The 20470-nt window shown below is 65.4% G+C and carries 18 protein-coding genes; 11 read left to right on the top strand and 7 right to left on the bottom strand.

Translation table 11 applies throughout. The features are described from left to right. Positions 1-89 precede the first annotated feature (89 nt). The 3 genes from FJV43_RS13415 (at position 90) to FJV43_RS13405 (ending at position 3480) form a co-directional block, all read left to right on the top strand. Positions 90-2210, top strand: a complete 2121-nt coding sequence (locus tag FJV43_RS13415) for a TRAP transporter permease (protein ID WP_239627617.1) — start codon at positions 90-92, stop codon at positions 2208-2210. Next, on the top strand, positions 2171-2584 hold the full coding sequence (locus FJV43_RS13410; protein ID WP_239627615.1) for a DUF1850 domain-containing protein: 414 nt from the start codon (positions 2171-2173) through the stop codon (positions 2582-2584). Before FJV43_RS13415 ends, FJV43_RS13410 begins: the two co-directional genes overlap by 40 nt. Positions 2585-2673: 89 nt before the next feature. Further along, positions 2674-3480 carry a glucose 1-dehydrogenase gene (locus tag FJV43_RS13405; RefSeq protein WP_239627613.1) on the top strand — a complete coding sequence of 269 codons (807 nt, stop codon included), beginning with the start codon at positions 2674-2676 and terminating at the stop codon, positions 3478-3480. Between the two features lie 179 nt (positions 3481-3659). Here the strand turns inward: FJV43_RS13405 and FJV43_RS13400 are convergent, their stop codons facing one another. Both FJV43_RS13400 and FJV43_RS13395 read right to left on the bottom strand, forming a co-directional pair. After that, positions 3660-4430, bottom strand: a complete 771-nt coding sequence (locus tag FJV43_RS13400) for a hypothetical protein (protein ID WP_239627611.1) — start codon at positions 4428-4430, stop codon at positions 3660-3662. A 55-nt stretch (positions 4431-4485) separates the two neighbouring features. Further along, positions 4486-6063, bottom strand: a complete 1578-nt coding sequence (locus FJV43_RS13395; protein WP_239627609.1) for a sodium:proton antiporter — start codon at positions 6061-6063, stop codon at positions 4486-4488. A gap of 96 nt (positions 6064-6159) precedes the next feature. Here FJV43_RS13395 and FJV43_RS13390 point away from each other — a divergent pair, with 96 nt between their 5' ends. The 5 genes from FJV43_RS13390 (at position 6160) to FJV43_RS13370 (ending at position 12180) form a co-directional block, all read left to right on the top strand. Next, the gene (locus tag FJV43_RS13390; RefSeq protein WP_239627607.1) at positions 6160-6918 is read left to right on the top strand and encodes a tetratricopeptide repeat protein; all 759 of its coding nucleotides are present in this window, start codon (positions 6160-6162) and stop codon (positions 6916-6918) included. A gap of 210 nt (positions 6919-7128) precedes the next feature. Then, on the top strand, positions 7129-8514 hold the full coding sequence (locus FJV43_RS13385) for a tetratricopeptide repeat protein (RefSeq protein WP_239627605.1): 1386 nt from the start codon (positions 7129-7131) through the stop codon (positions 8512-8514). A 271-nt stretch (positions 8515-8785) separates the two neighbouring features. Then, positions 8786-10708, top strand: coding sequence for a propionyl-CoA synthetase (locus FJV43_RS13380; RefSeq protein ID WP_239627603.1), 1923 nt, complete (start codon positions 8786-8788; stop codon positions 10706-10708). 230 nt (positions 10709-10938) lie between these two features. After that, on the top strand, positions 10939-11208 hold the full coding sequence (locus tag FJV43_RS13375) for a hypothetical protein (protein WP_239627601.1): 270 nt from the start codon (positions 10939-10941) through the stop codon (positions 11206-11208). A gap of 243 nt (positions 11209-11451) precedes the next feature. Continuing rightward, a complete protein-coding gene (locus FJV43_RS13370) occupies positions 11452-12180 on the top strand; it encodes an OmpW family outer membrane protein (RefSeq protein ID WP_239627599.1) in 729 nt (242 codons plus the stop codon). Positions 12181-12287: 107 nt separating this feature from the next. Here FJV43_RS13370 and FJV43_RS13365 read toward each other — a convergent pair whose 3' ends face one another. Next, positions 12288-12983, bottom strand: a complete 696-nt coding sequence (locus FJV43_RS13365) for a cell cycle transcriptional regulator TrcR (RefSeq protein WP_239627597.1) — start codon at positions 12981-12983, stop codon at positions 12288-12290. 265 nt (positions 12984-13248) lie between these two features. Here FJV43_RS13365 and ispH point away from each other — a divergent pair, with 265 nt between their 5' ends. The 3 genes from ispH to rnhA are packed head-to-tail and all read left to right on the top strand — an operon-like array spanning position 13249 to position 15668. Further along, on the top strand, positions 13249-14217 hold the full coding sequence (gene ispH / locus FJV43_RS13360; protein ID WP_239627595.1) for a 4-hydroxy-3-methylbut-2-enyl diphosphate reductase: 969 nt from the start codon (positions 13249-13251) through the stop codon (positions 14215-14217). A gap of 6 nt (positions 14218-14223) precedes the next feature. Continuing rightward, positions 14224-15207, top strand: a complete 984-nt coding sequence (locus tag FJV43_RS13355) for a homoserine kinase (protein ID WP_239627593.1) — start codon at positions 14224-14226, stop codon at positions 15205-15207. Next, entirely contained in the window at positions 15204-15668 is a 465-nt protein-coding gene (gene rnhA, locus FJV43_RS13350; RefSeq protein WP_091895107.1) for a ribonuclease HI, read from the top strand. The genes FJV43_RS13355 and rnhA overlap by 4 nt, the downstream gene beginning before the upstream one ends. 169 nt (positions 15669-15837) lie before the next feature. Here the strand turns inward: rnhA and FJV43_RS13345 are convergent, their stop codons facing one another. From FJV43_RS13345 to FJV43_RS13330, 4 genes are all read right to left on the bottom strand, one after another. Continuing rightward, positions 15838-16323: a peroxiredoxin gene (locus tag FJV43_RS13345; protein ID WP_124159398.1), complete on the bottom strand. Its 486-nt coding sequence runs from the start codon at positions 16321-16323 to the stop codon at positions 15838-15840. Between the two features lie 108 nt (positions 16324-16431). Next, positions 16432-16986 (bottom strand): DUF924 family protein, encoded by a 555-nt coding sequence (locus tag FJV43_RS13340; RefSeq protein WP_239627591.1) that lies wholly within the window; start codon positions 16984-16986, stop codon positions 16432-16434. A 16-nt stretch (positions 16987-17002) separates the two neighbouring features. Beyond that, entirely contained in the window at positions 17003-18688 is a 1686-nt protein-coding gene (locus tag FJV43_RS13335) for a long-chain fatty acid--CoA ligase (protein ID WP_239627589.1), read from the bottom strand. A gap of 191 nt (positions 18689-18879) precedes the next feature. Continuing rightward, positions 18880-20415 (bottom strand): D-alanyl-D-alanine carboxypeptidase family protein, encoded by a 1536-nt coding sequence (locus FJV43_RS13330; protein WP_239627587.1) that lies wholly within the window; start codon positions 20413-20415, stop codon positions 18880-18882. Positions 20416-20470: the final 55 nt, after the last annotated feature.

The following is a 20470-nucleotide window of genomic DNA, read 5'->3' as shown; positions in this document are numbered from 1 at the left end:
GATCGTGGATGGCCGGGGCGAGCCCGGCCATGAAGGCTCGGATGGACCGTGCCAATGCTATAAGCGCTCGACGATTGGGGACGAGTTGGATGCTGGAAAAGGCAGAGGGCACGGCGACGGCGCCCGACAAGGTCAAGGTCGAGTTCGACAATTTCGAGCACGGTTTCCCCGAAGGTTTCGGTCCGGGCTGGTGGGGACGGCTCGCCTACTGGATCGGCATCGCATTCGCGACCTTCCAGCTCTATGTCGCCGCCTTCAACTATCTGCCGAGCCAGGTTGTGCGCGGCGTCCATGTCGGCTTCCTCGTCCTGCTCACCTTCGGCCTGATCGCGAACTTCACGGCGAAGAGCAATTTCGGCCGTGCGCTCGGCTGGGTGATCGGCGGCGCCGGCTTCCTCTGCGGCCTCTACCAGTGGATCTTCTACGCCGACCTGATCGCGCGCGACGGCGATCCGACCCGGCTCGATCTCGTGGTCGGCACGCTGCTCGCGGTGCTGATCTTCGAGGGCACGCGGCGTCTGATGGGCGCGGCGCTGCCGCTGATGTGCGGCGCGTGCCTGCTCTACTGGTTCTTCGGCCAGTATCTGCCGTCGCCGCTCAACCATCGCGGCTATGATTTCGACCAGATCGTCACGCATCTGTCGTTCGGCACCGAAGGCTTCTACGGCGTGCCGATCTACGTGTCGGCGACCTACATCTTCCTGTTCATCCTGTTCGGCTCGTTCCTGGAGCGCGCCGGCATGATCCAGCTCTTCACCGACGTCTCGCTCGGCCTGTTCGGCCGCACCCGCGGCGGACCTGCCAAGGTCGCGGTGTTCGCCTCGGGCATGATGGGCACGATCTCCGGCTCCGGCGTCGCCAATGTCGTCACGGTCGGCCAGTTCACGATTCCCTTGATGATCAGGTTCGGTTACCGCCGCGCCTTCGCCGCCGGCGTCGAGGCGACGGCGTCGATGGGCGGCCAGATCATGCCGCCGGTGATGGGCGCGGTCGCCTTCATCATGGCCGAGACGCTCGGCGTCCAGTACTCGGAGATCGTCAAGGCGGCGGCGATCCCTGCGATCCTCTATTTCGCGTCGGCCTTCTGGATGGTGCATCTGGAAGCCGGCAAGCACGGCCTCGTCGGCATGAAGCGCTCGGAAATCCCGAGTGCCTGGAAGGCGCTGGTGACGCGCTGGTATCTCGTGCTGCCGCTCGCCGCCCTCGTCTACATGCTGTTCGAGGGCTTCACGCCGCTCTATGCCGGCAGCATGGGCCTCGCGCTGACCGTGACGCTGATCCTTGGCGCTGCCATCACGGCCGGCGTCTCCGCGACGGCGATTCGCTACATCTTCTGGATCGGACTTGCGCTCGTGGTCGCCGCGCTGTCGCGCGACGGCTTGCAGATCGTGCCGGTCGCAAGCGTCGTGGTCGGCCTGATCGTGATCACGGCTTTCGTCCGCGGCGGCTTTGCGGCCTTGCGCGCCTGCCGCGATGCGCTGGCCGAGAGCGCCAAATCCGCCATCACCGTCGGCATGGCCTGCGCCATCGTCGGCGTCATCATCGGCATGATGTCGCAGACTGGCGTCGGCACGATCTTCGGTGGTTGGGTGATAGGGCTCGGCGAGAAGAGCCTGTTCCTGGCGCTGGTCATGACCATGCTGCTGTCGATCCTGCTCGGCACCGGCATTCCGACCATCCCGACCTACATCATCACCGCCGCGCTCGCCGCGCCGGCGCTCGCCAAGCTCGGCGTGCCGCTGATCGCGAGCCACATGTTCGCGTTCTATTACGGAATCATGGCCGACCTTTCGCCGCCGGTGGCGCTCGCCGCGCTGGCGGCGGCACCGATCGCCAAGGAGAATCCGGACAAGATCGGCTGGGAGGCGATGCGGATCGCGCTTGCCGGCTACGTCATCCCCTTCATCTTCGTCTATTCGCCGGCCTTGATGCTGCAAGCCGGCGATCCCATGGCGGCCAAGCTCGGCTTCTACGGCGCGGTGGCGCTGGCCGCCACCAAGGCATTGGTGGCGATCGGCCTGTTCGGCATGGTCGCGATCGGCTTCTTGTTCACGCGGCTGACGCTGATCGAGCGCCTGGTCGCGCTCGGCGCCGCGTTCTGCCTGCTCGGCGAATTCCCGTTCAGCGACACCGCCGGCTTCGTGCTCGCTGCGGCGCTTGCGCTGTGGCAATGGCGGCAGCGCCCGCCGGCGGCGGTCGAGGCGGCGTGAGCCTCTGCTTCGCAACGGCATCAGGCGTGAAGGCGCTGGCGCTGTCCGCCTTCACGCTGGCCTGGACGCATTCGGTCGCGAAGGTCGAATGGCAGGAAGATTGGCGTGTCACGCCCGCCGGCCTCGAGTTGGTGCAAGCCCGCGTCAAGGGCACCGGCCCCGGCATGGAGCCGCCGCCCGAGGCGCGGCTCGTCGATGGCTGGTTTCAATGGCGGCCACAGCGTCCGCCGATGCACGAGGTCGTGCTCGGCAATTCCGGTGCGGCCGGGGAATGGCGGTTGTGCCATGACGGGAAGTGCCGGACATTGTCGGAGATTGTCGGCCATCCGATCGGTGCTAACGTCACCACAATGAAGATTTGCAGCGATCCGTAGCCCGGTTGAGCGCAGCGATATCCGGGAATGGCGGTCCCGGATATCGCTGCGCTCATCCGGGCTACAAGAACAGCAAGGGGAGACAGACGATGGATAGGCTCAAGGGCAAGGTTGCGATGGTGGTGGGCGCCGGCTCGATTGGCCCCGGCTGGGGCAATGGCAAGGCAACCGCGGTGACGTTCGCGCGCGAGGGCGCGCAGGTGTTTTGCGTCGATCGCAACGGTGCCGCGGCCGAGGAGACCGCGAAGATCATCACCGAGGAAGGCGGCAAGGCGACGGCGTTCACGGCCGACGTGTCGCGCGCAGGTGAGATCGAGGCGATGGTCGCGGCGTGCCTGAAGGCCTATGGCCGCATCGACGTGCTCGACAACAATGTCGGCATCGCCGAGATGGGGAGCGTGGTCGAGGTGAGCGAGGAAAGCTGGGACCGCGTCTTCAGCGTCAACCTCAAGAGCGCCTATCTCGCCATGAAGCACGTCATCCCCGCCATGGTGAAGCAGGGCGGCGGCTCGATCATCAACATCTCCTCGATCGCCTCGATCCGCCATATGGGCATCTCCTACGTCACCTACGGCACCTCGAAGGCGGCGATGAACATGATGACGCGCACCACGGCGGTCGAGTTCGCACGGCATCATGTGCGGGTGAACGCGATCCTGCCGGGCTTGATGAAGACGCCGATGGTCGAACATTCAGCGGGTCTTGCCGCCAGCTACGCCAAGGGCGACGTGGAAGCGATGTGGCGCGCGCGCGATGCGCAGGTGCCGATGGGCCACATGGGCGATGCCTTCGACGTCGCCAACGCCGCGCTGTTCCTGGCCTCGGACGAGTCGAAATACGTGACGGGAATCGAGCTCGTGGTCGACGGCGGGATCACCTGCAAGGCGGGGGCGTAAATTACTTCAACTAGTCCCGTCATCGTGAGGTGCGAGCCGCGCGGCGCAACGCGGCGCGCGGGGAGCCTCGAAGGATAGACGGCCCCGATGCAGCCGGGCCGTCGCCCTTCGAGGGCCGCTGAAGAAGCGGCCGCCTCAGGGTGACGGATTGAAATCGATGCTCGGGACGACAGCGGTGATTACTGTGCCAGCGCCAGGATCCTCCCGGCGAACGCATGCCATGCCGCCGTCTCGCTGACCGGCCAGTTCAGCACCTTCACCGCCAATAGCGCGAGCGTGCCGTAGATGTAGACCGGATGCACGCGGCCTTCGGTGCGCCAGTCGCGCACCATGGCGACGACGAGCAGAAGGGAGGCGACGACAGCCGGCGCAATCGTCACGGGCACCGGCGGCGGGCCGGGCGGTCCGGGAGGGGCGAGGAAGGTCAGGAACCAGCGCGCGATCGCGGCATCGAGGATCGAGACCGCCGCCAGCAGCATCAGGCGCTTGTGGACCTCCGGTCTGCGCGTGTTCATGATCGCAAGCACGAACACCACGGCGAAGAACGCGATTCCGCTCATCGGCACGATCGAGAAGCCGATGCCGGCTTCCTTCTGCCCGAGCGCGGCGGAATGCTGCATCACGTGAACCGAGGCGAGGAAGCCGAAGATCGTCATCGCGGTCGCGAGCGATACGCCGGCGATGCCGAGCGAGCGGTGATTGACCACACGGCCCGAGGCCGCGAGCCAGGTCTGGAGCACGAAATAGAGCGACCAGGTGAAGAACAATAGTCCGTGAAAGTGAATCACGGGGCTTGCGGAGAGCGTCCGGTTGGCGAGCGGCACCCAATAGGTCGGTGCGAAGCCGAGAAAGGCGGTGGCCGCGCAGGCCAGGGCCATGTGGAGATAAAAGAACCGTGCTGGCGACGCCTCACGCGCGCGTACACGACGGTCGTCGATCAGAGTGGTCATGAGGGGTGAGTCTGAGGAAGGGCAATTTGGTTCAAATCCCACCGTCGCCGTCGATCTATCCGCCCGCGCTCAATTCTGCGCGATCGAGCTCTTCCTCCAGCCGATGAAACGCGTCGTCGCCGATCACCTCGGTGGTGCGGAGGTCGAAGATCGCTTTGCGCGCGGCCTCGATGGCGCGGCGGCGCAGGGGATCGGCGGGCAATTCGCCATTGGCGATGCCGCCGTTCGGATCGGTCTCGGCCTGCATCAGGATGGCGCGATATTCCAGCCGCAGGATTTCCGCCTCCTCCGACGGATCGCTCTCGATCGCATCGAGCGCTGCGCGATAGGCGACCGCGCGCCCGCGCGCGACCTCGACTCCGACCGGATCATCGTCGTCGAGGTTAAAGGCGAGGATCAGCGGCCGCAGCGTCAGGCCCTGGATCACCAGCGAACCCAGCACGACGGCGAACGCAATGAAGACGATGAAGTCGCGATAGGGAAAGTTCTCGGGCAGGGCAAAAGCGGCGGCCAGCGTGACGAGGCCGCGCATGCCGCACCAGGAGATGATGAGTCCGCCCTTCGCCGAGGCGACCTGCTTCGGATCTTTCGGATGGTAGATCCCGCGCGCGACCAGCGCGCGCAACGTGGCGCGGTAGAACGTCACCCAGAACAGCCGCACCAGCACCACGGTGAGCAGGATCCAGCCGGCGGCCACGCAATATTCCCAGCGCACGTCCGCGTCCAGCCGCGTCCAGATCGGCCGCATCTGCATGCCGATCAGCATGAAGGCGAGCACGTTGAGCACGAACACCATCGTCTCCCAGACCGCATAGGACGGCACGCGCAGCCGCGCCGGCATGCGTGCCGGCGCCGTGCGCGCGATCGCGATGGCATAGACCACGATGGTGAGGATGCCGGAGAGGCCGAGATGCTCGGCGGCGATCCAGATCATGAAGGTGGTGGCGAACTGCACGATGATGGCGCTCGGGGCCTCCGTCACGCGCTCCATGATGGGCAGGATGATGCGGGCCGCGACCAGGCCGGCGATGACGCTGCCGACCAGGCCCAGCGCCATGGTCGGCGCGACCTGGCTCCATGTCAGATGCTGGGTGGCGACCGCGCCGACCGCGATGCGATAGATCAGAAGCGCGCTGGCGTCGTTGAGCAGGCTCTCGCCCTCCAGCACCTTCACCATGCGATGGGGCAGCTTCACCTGGCTCAGGATCGCGACGGCAGCGGCCGCATCCGGCGGCGCCACGATCGCGCCGAGCGCGACCGCGGCGGCCCAGGGCATGTCGGGCATCAGCCGGTGCGCGACATAGGCCACGGCGGCCGTGGTCAGGCCGACTGCGGCAACCACCAGGGTCGAGACCGGAACCCAGTTGTTCCGTAGATCGCGCAGCGAGGTGTCGAAGGCGGCATCGAGCAGGACCGGTGCGACAAAAAGGGCCAAGGCCAGGTCCGGCTCCAGCGCCCAGGACGGACTGGACGGCACGAAGGCGATCAGCGCGCCGCCGATGGCGAGAAAGGTCGGGTAAGGGACCTTGATCCGCCGCGCCAGCGCCGATAAGGCAACAGCGCCGAGCAGAAGCGCAATGATCCATTCGAATGTCGACACGATGATCCCCGAGACCGACCTGAGCGGCGCCACAAGCTAGCACCAATCCGGCCGTATGATGGATAGTGCAGCGTCAAGGCAAGACCTTAAGACAAGATCCTGAGACAAGGCTTTCCGGTTGCAACGAACATGCGTTCTCTCATTCACCTGTTCGGCGCCGGGCTGCTCTACGCACTCTCGCTCGCCCCGGCCGATGCTGCGACCGGAGGCGAGCCGGTTGCGGTGACGCAGGTCGATGTCGAGCTCTGCCTCGCGGCGACCGCGGCCGACGACGTGGACAAGGCGGCCGCCGCCTGCGCTGCCGTGATCGACAATGAGAAGACGGCGAAGGAGGATCTGATCAAGGCGCTGATCGCGCGCGGCGCACTGCTGGCGCGGCACGACCAGGTCGACCGTGCGATTGCCGACGACAGCCGCGCTCTCTTGCTCGATCCGACCCTCGCCGACATCTTCAACGCGCGCGGCGAGCTCTGGCTGAAGAAGGGCGACAAGCCCAGGGCGGTGCAGGATTTCGGCGCAGCACTCAAGATCGATCCGAACCACGCGAAGGCCAAGGCCAATCACAAGGCGATGGCGCGCGAGCTCGAGCGGATCGGCGCGCAGATGGCGGTCGCCGGCAAGCCCAGCTTCAATTGCGCGCGAGCGCGCCGCGCGGTGGAAAGGGCGATCTGCGGCAATCGCGAGCTCGCCGATCTCGACCGGGAGATTTTTGCATCGAACGCCCGCGTGGTTCGCGAGGCACGCAATGCGGATGAAGCGAAAGCGTTCCAACGCGAGCAGGATGAATTCATCGCGCGCCGAAATGCCGGTTTCGGCCGGCCGGGCTATGATCTCAAGAAGGCGATGCAAGAGCGCCTGCAACGGCTGAACGGGGTCGACGGATATTGACGGGCCTTCGGCTCACGAGGAGCCGTCATGCGCGGGCTTGTCCCGCCTGCGGGGCCGCGGAAGGCGTGGGCCTCCACGGTCTGTGTGCCGCGGGTAAGCCGTCGATGGCAGGGACAAGCCCGGCCATGACGGCGCGGACGGACCCGATTTGAACCCATCCCTTGCCAGCCGCGACAACGGTGAGAACCCGACGTCACGGAGCCCAATGTCATGTGCGGCACTCAAGCCTCCGCGCAAGCGCTTTCGCCTGCCAAAATCTCGCTTCGCGCCTTTTTCCTCAGCGCGGCGATCAGCCTTGTTCTCGCTTCCCCAGCCGCGGCGAGCACCGAGTGCGTGCTGGGCAGCAAGGCTGCCCCGGCAGAGTTGATTCCGGCGTGCAGTGCCATCATCGACAAGACTGCAAATCCAGCCTCCGATCGCAGCGCGGCCCTCGTTGTCCGCGCCGAAGCCAATGCGCGAACCCTTGGAGGGCAATCGCAGGCGCTGCGAGATCTGGACCGCGCCATCGTGCTCGACGGCAGGAACGCAAAGGCCTGGCGCCTGCGCGGCGACCTCCTGCGCGAGGCCGGCGGCGATCTCAGCCGCGCTGCGGCGAATTTGACCAGGGCGATCGAGCTCGATCCGCAGGATGCGGAGGCTTACGAGTCGCGCGGCGTGGTCTACACCAATCAGCGCCGGCTCGACCGCGCGCTCGCCGATTACGACCAGGCGATCAAGCTGAAGCCGGGCGATGCGCAGGCCTGGTCCGACCGCGGCGTGGCCTATTATCTCGGCGGCGACAACGAGAAGGCGATCAGGAATTTCGACGAGGCGCTGCGGCTCGACCCCAACCGGCCTCGCACCTACACCAACCGCGGCGCGGCCTGGAAGAAGCTCGGCCAGAACGACAAATCGGTCGCCGACAACACCGAGGCCATCAGGCTCGACCCGAAACAGCCGGAATATTACGACAATCGCGGCCTCGCCTATGCCGCGATGGGCGAGTACGACAAGGCCATCGCCGATTACGACGAAGCGATCCGGCGTGAGCGGCGCGCCAACTTCCTGACCAACCGCGGCGATTCCTACCAGTTCAAGGGCGAGCTCGGGGCCGCGCTGAGCGACTATGATGCCGCGCTCGAGCTCGATCCGAATTTTGCGAAGACCTACAACAACCGCGCCGTGCTCTACAAGAAGATGGGCGAGCGCAAGAAGGCGCTGGCGGACTACGAGACGGCGCTGAAGCTCGATCCGGGCAACGAGAATGCAGCCAACGGCCGCCGCGCCATGACCGCCGAGATCGCGAAATTCGGCGCCGAGCCGCTGCGTCCGCTGAATGCGGCTTCCGGCAACGGCCCGTCGTTCGATTGCGCGACGGCGAAGCGCGAGGTGGAGAAGGTGATCTGTGCCGATCCGCAGCTCGGCGTGATCGACCGCCAGATCGCCGAGGCCTACGAGCGCGTGCTGAAACTGGCGAACAAGCGCTCGGCCGGCGAATTGCGCAAGACGCAGCGCGATTTCCTCGCCACGCGCAACGCCAGCTTCGGCCGCCTCGACTATGATCTGAAGAAGACCATGAAGCAGCGGTTGCAGAAGCTGAACGCGATGGAGAGCTGACAAACGTTCCGAACTCGTCGTCTCTCCTCGAGTCGAACCGCCACCGTCCTTCCGGAGACCCCCGCCCCCCGCAAGCGGGGCGAGGGGGCGCACCGCCCGCGCGGCGGTAGCTGTGTCTTCCCCGAAAAGCCCATCCTTTTGAGCTTGAACCGCGGCCCGTTCCCGCGAAAATAAGCCCACAACAAGGCCGGCAATTGATCCTGGTCATGGCGGGGCGCCTGTCCTGCCACAAGGGTCAAGGGCAGGCGAATAAAGGCACGGGAGCGCGGGAATGAACGTCCAGGGAAACGCCGACGGCAAAAGTCGCTATCATGAGGTCCATGCGCGCTCGCTGGCCGATCCCGCAGGCTTCTGGGCCGAGGCGGCGAAGGAGATCGACTGGATCGAGCCTCCGACCAGGATCTTCGATCCCTCGCAAGGAACCTACGGCCGCTGGTTCGCCGGCGGCGTCGTCAACAGCTGCTACAACGCGCTCGACCGCCATGTCGAACGCGGCCGCGCCGACCAGGTCGCGCTGATCCATGATTCTCCGCTGACCAATTCGGTCACCAGATTCACCTATGCCGAACTGCTGAACGAGGTCCAGGCGCTCGCCGCCGTCATGCAGGACTTCGGGGTCGCCAAGGGCGACCGTGTCATCCTCTATATGCCGATGGTGCCGGAAGCGGTGGTCGCGATGCTGGCCTGCGCGCGCATCGGCGCGGTGCACTCGGTCGTGTTCGGGGGCTTTGCGGCGAAAGAGCTCGCCACCCGCATCGACGACGCGCAGCCGAAGCTGATCCTCTCCGCAAGCTGCGGCATCGAGCCCGGCCGTATCGTGCATTACAAGCCGCTGCTCGACGAGGCGATCAGGCTCGCCGGCAGCAAGCCGAAAGCCTGCATCGTGCTGCAGCGTCCGCAGCTCACCTGCGAGATGACGCCAAGCCGCGACTACGACTGGGCCAGCCTGCGCCGCAAGGCGCTGAACGACGGCAAGAAGGCGCCCTGCGTGCCCGTCGCCGCGACCGATCCGCTCTACATCCTCTACACCTCGGGCACGACCGGCGTGCCGAAGGGCGTCGTGCGCGACAATGGCGGGCATCTCGTCGCGGTGAAATGGTCGATGTTCAACCTCTATGGCGTCAAGCCGGGCGAGGTCTGGTGGTGCGGCTCCGACATCGGCTGGGTGGTCGGCCACAGCTATATCGTCTACGGTCCGCTGTTTCATGGCGCGACCACGATCATGTTCGAGGGCAAGCCCGTCGGCACGCCCGATGCCGGCGCGTTCTGGCGCGTGATCTCCGAGCACAAGGCAGTGGCCTTCTTCACCGCTCCGACGGCATTCCGTGCGATCCGCAAGGAGGATCCGGAGGGAAAATTCATCCGGCAGTACGACCTCTCCAAATTCCGCACGCTGTTCCTTGCCGGCGAGCGCGCCGATCCGCCGACGGTGGAGTGGGCGGAGCAGCAGCTGAAGGTGCCGGTGATCGACCATTGGTGGCAGACCGAGACAGGCTGGTGCATCGCCGGCAATCCGGTCGGGCTCGGCATGCTGCCCGTGAAGCACGGCTCGCCGACGGTGCCGATGCCGGGCTACCAGGTCGATGTCGTCGATGAAGCGGCAAAGCCGGTCGGCCCCAACACCATGGGCTCGATCGTCATCAAGCTGCCGATGCCGCCGGGCTGTCTGCCGACGCTGTGGAATCAGGACGAGCGCTTCAAGGAGGCCTACCTCAGCGAATTCCCCGGCTATTACAAAACCTCTGATGCCGGCTACAAGGACGAGGACGGCTATGTCTTCGTCATGGGCCGCACCGACGACATCATCAACGTCGCCGGCCATCGGCTCTCCACCGGCGGCATGGAGGAGATTTTGGCCTCGCATCCCGACGTCGCCGAATGCGCCGTGCTCGGCGTCAGGGACGCGATCAAGGGCGAGGTGCCCTGCGGTTTCCTGGTGCTGAAAGCGGGCGTGAAGCGCCCGCCGGCCGAGATCGAGAAGGAGATCATCGCATTGGTGCGCGACAAGCTCGGCCCGGTCGCCGCCTTCAAGCTCGCCATCACCGTCGGCCGCCTGCCCAAGACGCGTTCCGGAAAGATCCTGCGCGGCACCATCAAGAAAATCGCCGACGGCGAATCCTGGACCATGCCGGCGACCATCGAGGATCCCAAGGCACTCGAGGAGATCGGGGAGGCGCTAAAGGGGAGGGTGTGATGCTAACGCCATTTGCCCGCGAGGCGTGACGCCGCCCCAACAATTGCTACTGTCATCGCCCGCGAAGGCGGGCGATCCAATATTCCAGAGACGGTGAGGTTAGAGCCGAGAGGCCGCAGCGTACTGGATTCCCCGCTTTCGCGGGGAATGACACCGGGCGGGAGCGGCGTCCAGGGACTTACATTCTCCGCATTCCGCGCTAAACAGTGCCGGCCAACAAGGGACCCCTGATGCCGCTTTCCGCCGCGCCGCGCCTGCTGATCGCCTTAGCTCTCGCCATCGCTCTCTCCGCCTGCTCCGCGCGCTACCAGACGCCGGTGGCGATGGGCGGCGACGACGATGACGCGGTCTGCCAGAGCCGGGGCTATGCGCAGGGCTCGCCGGAATACGCGGCCTGCCGCAAGGACCGTGACGTCCAGCGCAATGCCGCCATTGCCCGCGCCGACCGCCGCCAGCGCGACCTCGGCGAGTACATGCTGAACCATCCCGAGCGGCCGTGATCACGTTCGACGTGTTGAACTGACGCGCCTCGCGGTGCTCAGTGGCCATCGCCGCGCGGCCAAGTACAGAGTTACCACGCAAGTCGTTCGCAATGTCGTTTGCCGTGGCAGATGTGCAACGTCGTCGCTCAATTGCGACGCATCAGTCCAGATTTGATGCAGGTCAAATCCGAAGGCACCCCCTTTCTGCTCTGACACGTGCGATCGCGCAACGGGGCGCGCATGGCACTCAAGGGGAATTCAATGCGAAGGACAATTCGGAATGCCGCACGGCTGGCGGTGCTTGCCGCCGCGTTCGGCGGGGCGCTTGCATCGGCGCAGGCCGCGGATCTGCCGGTCTATACCAAGGCACCGCCGGCGGTGGAGGCGTGGAATCCCTGGATGATCCGTCTGCGCGTCCTCGGCGTGTTGCCGGACGGCGGTGGCAGCTCGGTCAATGTTGCGGGTGTGCCTGCGCTGTCGTCGCCGAATTCGGGCCTTCACATCAGCGACCAGGTGGTTCCCGAACTCGACATCTCCTATTTCTTCACGCCGAACATCGCGGCCGAATTGATTCTCGGCGTCACGCGGCATCACCTCACCGGATCTGGCACGCTCCAGGGGCTCGATATCGGCAAGACCACGCTGCTGCCGCCGACGTTGACGCTGCAGTACCACTTCACTAATTTCGGCGCGTTCAAGCCCTATATCGGCGCCGGCGTGAACTACACGGTGTTCTTCAACAACTCGGCGTCCAACGTTCCGTTCAACGGCCTCGCCGTAACCAACCTGCATGTCAGCAACCAATGGGGCGGTGCCGTGCAATTCGGCTTCGACTACATGCTCGACAAGCATTGGGGTCTCAACGTTGATGTGAAGAAGCTGTGGCTGCGGCCAAACTACTCGGCCATGGTCAACGGCGCGATCCCGGTCACCGGTACCGCGCATATCGATCCGTGGCTGGTCGGCGCGGGCGTGACGTACAAGTTCTGAGGCGGTTGCGGCGTCGTCTCGACGCCCGCGGATCTTATAAAGCCAAAAACGCGGCAGGTTCCCCTGCCGCGTTTTTTGCGATCGATCGTCGAATTACCCGGAGCGCCTCACTCCTCCTCGTCTTCGTGCTTCTTGCCGCCGAGCGTCTTCAGCTTGGCGAACACGGCATCGACATTGAGGTCGTCGCTGGACTTTTCCGCGGGCTCGTACTCGTCCTTGCGGGTGGTCTCGGAGGCCGGCAGCAGGGTCGCGCCGCCATAGGTTGCATCGATCGGCTTTTCCTTGGCAGCGCGCTGCACCTCGAAATCGAGCTCGATCTGCGAGCACAGGCCGAGGGTGACGGGGTCGATCGGGGTCAGCGCCGACGTGTTCCAGTGGGTACGGTCGCGCACGCTCGCGATCGTGCTCTTGGTGGTGCCGACCAGGCGCATGATCTGGGCGTCCTTGAGTTCCGCATGGTTGCGCAGCAGCCAGAGGATGGCGCTCGGACGTTCGTGGCGGCGCGAGACAGGGGTGTAGCGCGGTCCCTTGCGCTTGGGCTGGGGCGGCAGCACCACTTTGCTCTCCTGGAGGCGGAGCCGGTAATCCGGGTTCTTCTCGCCCTTCTCGATCTCCTCGCGGGTCAGCTGGCCGTTGGAGAGCGGATCCATGCCCTTGATGCCCTGGGCGGCGTCGCCGTCCGCGATCGCGCGGACCTCGAGGGGATGCATCTTGGTGAAATCGGCGACCTGGTCGAAGGTCAGCGCGGTATTGTCGAGCAGCCAGACGGCGGTCGCCTTGGGCATCAGAGGTGCGTTGCTCATGGCAAATCTCCTTTGTGCTTCGCCCACCCCTCTGGAGGCGAAACCGGTGGTCATCAGCGATGACAGGGAATTCGCGCTATATAAGCCGGGTGGGGGCAGCCACGCAATGGTTCTGCTATAGATAGTGCCTTGACACCGCCCGAAAGGGGGCCCAATTCCCTTTGAACCGCTGTAGGGTTCAAGCCGACCGTTTTAAGCCCCTATTCAATCCATCGACCGCCCCCGCCAGAAGGCGAAACGGGCGATTCGGTCCCGAGATCGCTCAATGTCAGCCAAACCAGACCTCAAGATCGTGCTTTGTTCTCCCCGCGGCTTCTGTGCCGGCGTGGTCCGGGCGATCGACACCGTGGAACGGGCGCTCGATAAGTACGGCGCCCCGGTGTATGTTCGCCACGAGATTGTGCACAATAAGTACGTCGTCGATGGGTTGAAGAAGAAGGGCGCCATCTTCGTCGAGGAGCTCGCTGAAATCCCGGAAAACACCACCGCTCCGGTGGTGTTCTCGGCGCACGGCGTGCCGAAATCGGTTCCGGCCGACGCCCAGTCCCGCAATCTGTTCTCGCTGGATGCGACCTGCCCGCTGGTGACCAAGGTCCACCGCGAGGCCGCGATCCATTTCAAGCGCGGCCGCGAGATCTTCCTGATCGGCCACTCCCACCATCCCGAGGTGGTCGGCACGCTCGGCCAGCTTCCGCCCGGTGCCGTGACCCTGATCGAGACCGCCGAGGACGCCAAGACGATCACGCCGAAGGACCCCAACAACCTCGCCTTCGTGACCCAGACCACGCTGTCGATCGACGACACCGCGGAGATCGTGGCGCTGCTCAAGGAGCGCTTCCCGAACATCAACGGCCCGCACAAGGAAGACATCTGCTACGCCACCACCAACCGCCAGCTCGCGGTGAAGAAGGTGGCGCCGGTGGTGGACGCCCTGATCGTGGTCGGCGCGCCGAATTCGTCGAACTCGCAGCGCCTGCGCGAGGTCGCCGAGCGCGAGGGCTGCAAGATCGCGGTGCTGGCGCAGCGCGCCACCGACATCGACTGGACCAGGTTCGGCAACATCGCCAGTCTCGGCATCACGGCGGGCGCCTCCGCGCCTGAAGTGATCGTCGAGGAGATCATGGACGCCTTCGCCGAGCGCTACACGCTGCATGTGGAGACGGTCTCGGCCGCGGAGGAGAACGAGTTCTTCCCGCTGCCGCGCTCGGTGCGCCCCGAAGCTGCCGCCGAGTAGACCTTTATGGCGGTCTACACCGACGTCGCCGCCGACGAGCTTGCGGATTTCCTGAAACAATACGATCTCGGCGAATTGCTCTCCTACAAGGGCATCGCCGAGGGTGTCGAGAATTCCAACTTCCTGCTGCACACCAGCAAGGGCTCGTTCATTCTCACGCTCTACGAGAAGCGCGTGGCGAAGAACGATCTGCCGTTCTTCCTCGCGCTGATGACGCATCTGGCCGAGCACGGAGTCAATTGTCCGCTGCCTGTGAAGGCGAAAGATGGCGAGGCGCTGCGCGAGCTGGCGGGCCGGCCCGCGGCGATCATCACCTTTCTCGAAGGCGTCTGGCCGCGCAAGCCGAACGCGACGCATTGCGCCGGGGTGGGCGAGGGGCTGGCGGAACTGCATCTGGCGGGCGCGAACTTTGCGATCAAGCGCACCAATGCGCTCTCGGTTTCCGGCTGGCGGCCGTTGTTCGACGCGGCTTCAGGCCGCGCCGACGAGGTGCAGCCGGGCTTGCGCGATTTTCTTGCCGCCGAGCTCGATTATCTCTCGAGCGGCGTCTGGCCGACCAATCTGCCGGAGGGCGTGATCCACGCCGACCTCTTCAACGACAACGTCTTCTTCCTCGGCGACAAGCTCTCGGGCATCATCGACTTCACCTTCGCCTGCAACGACATGCTGGCCTATGACGTCGCGATCTGCCTCAACGCTTGGTGCTTCGAGCCGGATCACTCCTTCAACGTCACCAAGGCGCGCGCTTTTCTCAACGCCTATGGCCGGGTGCGAAAGCTCTCCGAGACGGAAGAGGCGGCGCTGCCGCTGCTGGCGCGCGGCGCTGCGATCCGCTTCCTGCTCACGCGGCTGGTCGACTGGCTCAACGTGCCGCCGGGCGCGCTGGTCAGGCCGAAGGATCCCTTGGAATATTTCCGCAAGCTGCGCTTCCACCAGAGCGTGACGAGCGTGCGCGACTATGGGCTGATGCCGTCGGGGCTGGTGGCGTGAGCGAGCTCCCCAATGTCACGATCTATACCGACGGCGCCTGCTCGGGAAATCCCGGGCCGGGCGGCTGGGGCGCGATCCTGAAGTTCGGCGACAAGGAAAAGGAGCTGAACGGCGGCGAGCGACATACCACCAACAACCAGATGGAGCTGATGGCGGCGATCTCCGCGCTCGAGGCGCTGAAGAAGCCGTGCACGGTCGATCTCTACACCGACAGTCAGTATGTCCGGCAGGGCATCACGGGCTGGATCTTCGGCTGGAAGCGCAACGGCTGGCGCACCGCCGACAAGAAGCCGGTGAAGAATGTGGAGCTGTGGCAGCGCCTGGATGCCGCGCTGAAGCAGCACGAGGTCCGCTGGCATTGGGTCAAGGGCCACGCCGGGCACCCGGAGAACGAGCGCGCCGATCAGCTCGCGCGCGACGGCATCGCGATGGCGCGGTTGCAGCAGCGGGTGCGGGAGTAGGCGGGCCGAAGTCGCGAGTGCCGCCTCATTCTCAACTGTCATCGCCCGGCTTGGCCGGGCGATCCAGTATTCCAGAGACGGTTGTGATTGAGCGAGAAGCCTCTGCGTACTGGATCGCCCGCCTTCGCGGGCGATGACAGTTGTGCAAATGGTGCGATGGCGTCGTGCCTTACAGCTGCCCGAGCAGCGTATCGCCGCCGGAGACCTCGACCTTGCCGGGCATCGCCTCGAGGTTCAGCTTCTTGACCACGCCGTCCTCGACCAGCATCGAATAGCGCTTGGAGCGGATGCCGAGGCCGTTGGCGGAGGCGTCGAGCTCCATGCCGATCGCCTTGGTGAAGTCGGCATTGCCATCGGCGAGGAAGACGGCCTCGTCGCGCTGGTCGGTGTCGCGCTTCCAGGCGTTCATGACGAAGGCGTCGTTGACGGAGACGATGGCGATGGTGTCGACGCCCTTGTCCTTGATGGCATAGGCGTTGAGGAAGATGCTCGGCAGATGCATCTTGTGGCAGGTGCCGGTATAGGCGCCGGGCACCGCGAACAGCGCCACCTTCTTGCCCTTGAAGATGTCGTCGGTGGTCTTCACCTGCGGGCCTTCCGCCGTCATCACGCGGAATTTCGCCTCGGGTAGCTTGTCGCCAATCTGGATCGCCATCATCAGTCTCCCTGGAAATCGGTCCCGCGTTTTAGACCGTGCGGCGGGACTGCACAATATTGCCGGCCGGGGAAGCAGCAAGACCGACCGGCCTTCACGGCTGCGTCATCAGCCGGCAAAGCCGCCACCGTCCAGGAAAGCCTGTTCTTCCGGCGAGGTCTCGCGGCCGAGGATCCGGTTGCGGTGAGGAAAGCGGCCGAAGCGGCGGACGATGTCTGCGTGCTCCCGGGCGTATCTCAGGCTCTCGGCGTCCCCGGCGCCCTCGAACAGCGCGACGCAGCGCTCCTGGTCCGCAAGGTGCTCGGAATGCATGAAAGGCATGTAGAGGAATTCGAGCAGGGCGGGATCGATCCTGCGATCGCTCCCCCGATGGATGGTGCGGCGGGCAACGTCGCGCGCCAGCGCATCGCTGGCAAAGGCTTGAGGCGTGCCGCGGAACATGTTGCGCGGAAACTGATCAAGCAGAATGACGAGCGCCAGCGCGCCCTCGTCGCTCGTCTCCCAGCCCGCCAGCTCCCCGGCGGCTGCCTTGTGCCAGAGCGCGAGAAAGCGGCGCCTGATCTCCGCGTCGAAAGCCTCGTCGCGCGCGTACCAGCGCTCGCTGCCGGCCTCGCGCCAGAAGGCGAGAATGCCTGACGGCGAGATGTCGTCGACGTCAGTCATGAACCGGAGGCGCGGCTTACGCCGCCTCGGCCTTTTGCTCGTCGCGGAGCTGCCGGCGCAAGATCTTGCCGACATTGGTCTTCGGCAGGTCGGTGCGGAATTCGATGTGCTTGGGCACCTTGTAGCCGGTGAGCTGCTCGTGACAGAACGTGACGATCGCCTCGGCCGTGAGGTTCGGGTCCTTCTTGACCACGAAGGCCTTCACCGCCTCACCCGATTTGGAATCGGGCATGCCGATCACGGCGCATTCGAGCACGCCCGGATGGCTCGCGATCACTTCCTCGACCTCGTTGGGATAGACGTTGAAGCCGGAGACCAGGATCATGTCCTTCTTGCGGTCGACGATCTTGGTGTAGCCCTTCTCGTCCATGATGCCGATGTCGCCGGTGCGGAAATAACCGTCCGCCGTCATGACCTTGGCGGTGTCTTCCGGCCTGTTCCAGTAGCCCGACATCACCTGCGGGCCCTTGGCGCAGATCTCGCCGGGCTGCCCGAGCGGGACTTCGTTGCCGTCGTCGTCGCGGATCGAGATGTAAGTCGATGGCACGGGGATGCCGATCGATCCCGAGAACTCGGTCGCGGTCGCCGGATTGCAGGTCAGCGTCGGCGAGGTCTCCGACAGGCCGTAGCCTTCGGCGATGAAGCAGCCGGTGATCGCCTTCCACTGGTCGGCAACGGGTCGCTGCACCGCCATGCCGCCGCCGTTGGAGATCTTCAGCTTGGAGAAGTCGAGCTTCTTGAAGTCGGGATGGTGCATCAACCCATTGTAGAGCGTGTTCACGGCCGGGAAGCTGTTGACCTGGTATTTCGCCAGCTCCTTGATGAAGCCGGGAATGTCGCGCGGGTTGGGGATCAGGAGATTGCAGCCGCCGGCGCGCACCGCGAGCAGGTAGCAGGCCGTCAGCGCGAAGATGTGATAGAGCGGCAGCGCGCAGACGATCATGAGCTGGTCGACATGCGGCGGCGCGGCGAGCGCCGGCTGGAGCCAGGCGTCGTTCTGCAGGACGTTGGCGACGATGTTGCGATGGAGCAGAGTCGCGCCCTTGGAGACACCGGTGGTGCCGCCGGTATATTGCAGGAACGCGACGTCGCCCGGCGAGAGTTTCGGCTTGTTGAACGTCATGCCGCGGCCGGCCGAGAGCGCGTCGTTGAAGGCCACCGCTCCCGGCAGCGACCAGGCCGGTACCATCTTCTTGACCCGGCGGACGACGAGATTGACGATGATCCCCTTGAAGCCGAGCAGGTCGCCCATGCTGGCGACGATGACGTGCTTCACTTGCGTCTTCGCGATCACCTGCTCGACCGTGTGGGCAAAGTTCTCCAGCACGATGATGGCTTCGGCGCCGGAATCCTTGAGCTGGTGCTCGAGCTCGCGCGGGGTGTAAAGCGGGTTGACGTTCACGACCGCGTATCCGGCGCGCAGCACGGCGGCGGTCGCGACGGGGTACTGCAGTACGTTCGGCATCATGATCGCAACACGGGCGCCGCGCTGGAGCCCGCGGTCCTGCAAGTAAGCGGCGAGCGCGACCGACATCTGGTCGAGGTCGCGATAGCTGATCGACTTGTCCATGCAGATGAACGCCTTGCGGTCGGCGAACTTGGTGAAGCTCTCCTCCAGAAGGTCGACCAGCGATGCATATTGTGTCGGCTCGATATCGGCGGGCACGCCGGGCGGATATTGCTTGAGCCAGATGCGCTCCATGGAAAACTCCCCTCATTGACCAGAGCCCGTTGTGTCACGGGCTTGCCGCATTGCCGCCAGTATCCAGCCTGCCGGAACTGGTGGCAAGCCGTCGTGGCTTAGGGCAAAGGTCCGGGCGTAGCTACTGGAATCGTCGCAAACCGCGCTGCTGCGCGTGCGAAGCGCGGGCTGCGGTTCAATCCCGAGGAACGTTAACTGTTGTTCGCCGGCTTGGCGGCAGCGGCGGGCTTGGTCGCGGCCTTGGGCTTGGCGGGCTTGGCCGCCTGATCGCCGCCTGCCGCAGGCTTCTCGGCGGGCTTCGCGGCCGCATCATGCTTGGTCCCGGCATGCTTGGACCCGGCCGGCTTGGCTGCGGTCTTGGCGTCGGTCTTGGCGTCACCCTTGGCACCGGATTTGGCTTCGGACTTGGATTCAGACTTGGCATCCGGCTTCACCGCCGCCGTCTTGGTGTCCTTGCCTGCGTCTTTGTACCCATCCTTGTGCCCATCCTTGGGCTTGTCGGCGGCGTCAGGCTTCTTGGCGACGCGCGACTTCTTGCCACGCGGCTTGGACGCGGCCTGCTGGTCGGCATCGGCCGCGACCGCCGCGATCAGGGCGGTGCCGGTGCGGGTCGGGCCGGTATAGACCAGCACGGGTTCGGCCGCCGCGGGGGCCGAGGCCATCAGCTCGGAAGCCTTCATCATCAGGGGCGGCTGCAGGCCCGCCGTGAAGAAGGTGACCTGGGCTTCTCCTCCGGTGGCCGAGGCCGATCCGGTCGCACCGCCATTGGCCGCAATCAGCGCATCGTCGTCGTCACTGGCCGGCCGCTTGCGGTGGGGCCCGCACATCTCGTCGCGCAGGTTCGGCGGCGAGGCGTCGATCGGCACGAGATTGTCGACGGTGCCGAGCGAGGGGCGGAGCCAGGTGAGGTTGTCCTGAGCGAAGCCACGCTCGAGCAGCTGCGCGGCCTTCACCGCGCGCGCGGTGCCGGAACTGGCGCCGAGCACCACCGCGATCAGCCGGCGGCCGTTGCGCGTGGCCGAGGCCACCAGATTGTACCCGGAGGCGCAGATGAAGCCGGTCTTGAAACCGTCGGCGCCGGGATAGCGGCCGATCAGCTTGTTGAAATTGCCGGTGACGCGTTTGCCGAAGCGGATCGCCGGGATGTGTACGAAGTACTCGTATTCCGGCAGGTCGCGCAGGAAGGCGCGCGCCAGGATTCCGAGATCGCGCGCGGACGTGATCTGGCCGTCGGCGGGCAGGCCGTTCGGATTGACGTAGCTCGTCTGCATCATGCCGAGCTTCTTCGCGGTGTCGTTCATGATCGCGGAGAAGCCGTCGATCGAGCCGCCGACGCCTTCGGCCAGCACCACGGCCATGTCGTTCGCCGACTTGACCATCATCATCTTCAGCGCGTTGTCGACGGTGAGCTGCGTTCCCGGGCGGAAGCCCATCTTCGAGGGCGACTGCGAGGCCGCCGTCGGCGACACCGTGAGCAGCGTGTCGAGCGTCAGCCTGCCGTCCTTGACCGCCTTCAGCGTGACATAGGCGGTCATGATCTTGGTGACGGAGGCCGGATACCAGGGAATGGTCGCGTTGTCCGCCTGTAGCACCTTGCCGCTGTCGGCCTCGATCAGCAGCAGCGCTTCGGCGTTCGCCGCACGCGGCGCGAGCAATGCGGCGCATGCGAGGCTCGCAGCGAACAGGTTGAACAGCGATTTGCGAAGCAGCGGGCGAAGGGCGTGCACTATCCGATTCCGGTCCTTGGAGATCCGCCGGTTCCGGTCGGCTCTCGTGATCTGA

This window comes from Bradyrhizobium sp. I71, from assembly GCF_022354745.1.
GTDB classification, from domain to species: domain Bacteria; phylum Pseudomonadota; class Alphaproteobacteria; order Rhizobiales; family Xanthobacteraceae; genus Bradyrhizobium; species Bradyrhizobium liaoningense.
The sequence above is the reverse complement of the archived record's forward strand: the minus strand, read 5'-3'. Positions and strand labels throughout refer to the sequence as shown.

What these genes read in the sequence shown, in the direction of transcription:
- FJV43_RS13335 (WP_239627589.1), bottom strand. Translation starts at nt 18,688, where the DNA reads ATGGAGCGCATCTGGCTCAAGCAATATCCGCCCGGCGTGCCCGCCGAT.
- FJV43_RS13390 (WP_239627607.1), top strand. Translation starts at nt 6,160, where the DNA reads ATGCGTTCTCTCATTCACCTGTTCGGCGCCGGGCTGCTCTACGCACTC.
- FJV43_RS13405 (WP_239627613.1), top strand. Translation starts at nt 2,674, where the DNA reads ATGGATAGGCTCAAGGGCAAGGTTGCGATGGTGGTGGGCGCCGGCTCG.
- FJV43_RS13340 (WP_239627591.1), bottom strand. Translation starts at nt 16,986, where the DNA reads ATGACTGACGTCGACGACATCTCGCCGTCAGGCATTCTCGCCTTCTGG.
- FJV43_RS13375 (WP_239627601.1), top strand. Translation starts at nt 10,939, where the DNA reads ATGCCGCTTTCCGCCGCGCCGCGCCTGCTGATCGCCTTAGCTCTCGCC.
- FJV43_RS13380 (WP_239627603.1), top strand. Translation starts at nt 8,786, where the DNA reads ATGAACGTCCAGGGAAACGCCGACGGCAAAAGTCGCTATCATGAGGTC.
- FJV43_RS13410 (WP_239627615.1), top strand. Translation starts at nt 2,171, where the DNA reads ATGGCGGCAGCGCCCGCCGGCGGCGGTCGAGGCGGCGTGAGCCTCTGC.
- FJV43_RS13345 (WP_124159398.1), bottom strand. Translation starts at nt 16,323, where the DNA reads ATGGCGATCCAGATTGGCGACAAGCTACCCGAGGCGAAATTCCGCGTG.
- ispH (WP_239627595.1), top strand. Translation starts at nt 13,249, where the DNA reads ATGTCAGCCAAACCAGACCTCAAGATCGTGCTTTGTTCTCCCCGCGGC.
- FJV43_RS13355 (WP_239627593.1), top strand. Translation starts at nt 14,224, where the DNA reads ATGGCGGTCTACACCGACGTCGCCGCCGACGAGCTTGCGGATTTCCTG.
- FJV43_RS13385 (WP_239627605.1), top strand. Translation starts at nt 7,129, where the DNA reads ATGTGCGGCACTCAAGCCTCCGCGCAAGCGCTTTCGCCTGCCAAAATC.
- FJV43_RS13365 (WP_239627597.1), bottom strand. Translation starts at nt 12,983, where the DNA reads ATGAGCAACGCACCTCTGATGCCCAAGGCGACCGCCGTCTGGCTGCTC.
- FJV43_RS13370 (WP_239627599.1), top strand. Translation starts at nt 11,452, where the DNA reads ATGCGAAGGACAATTCGGAATGCCGCACGGCTGGCGGTGCTTGCCGCC.
- FJV43_RS13400 (WP_239627611.1), bottom strand. Translation starts at nt 4,430, where the DNA reads ATGACCACTCTGATCGACGACCGTCGTGTACGCGCGCGTGAGGCGTCG.
- FJV43_RS13415 (WP_239627617.1), top strand. Translation starts at nt 90, where the DNA reads ATGCTGGAAAAGGCAGAGGGCACGGCGACGGCGCCCGACAAGGTCAAG.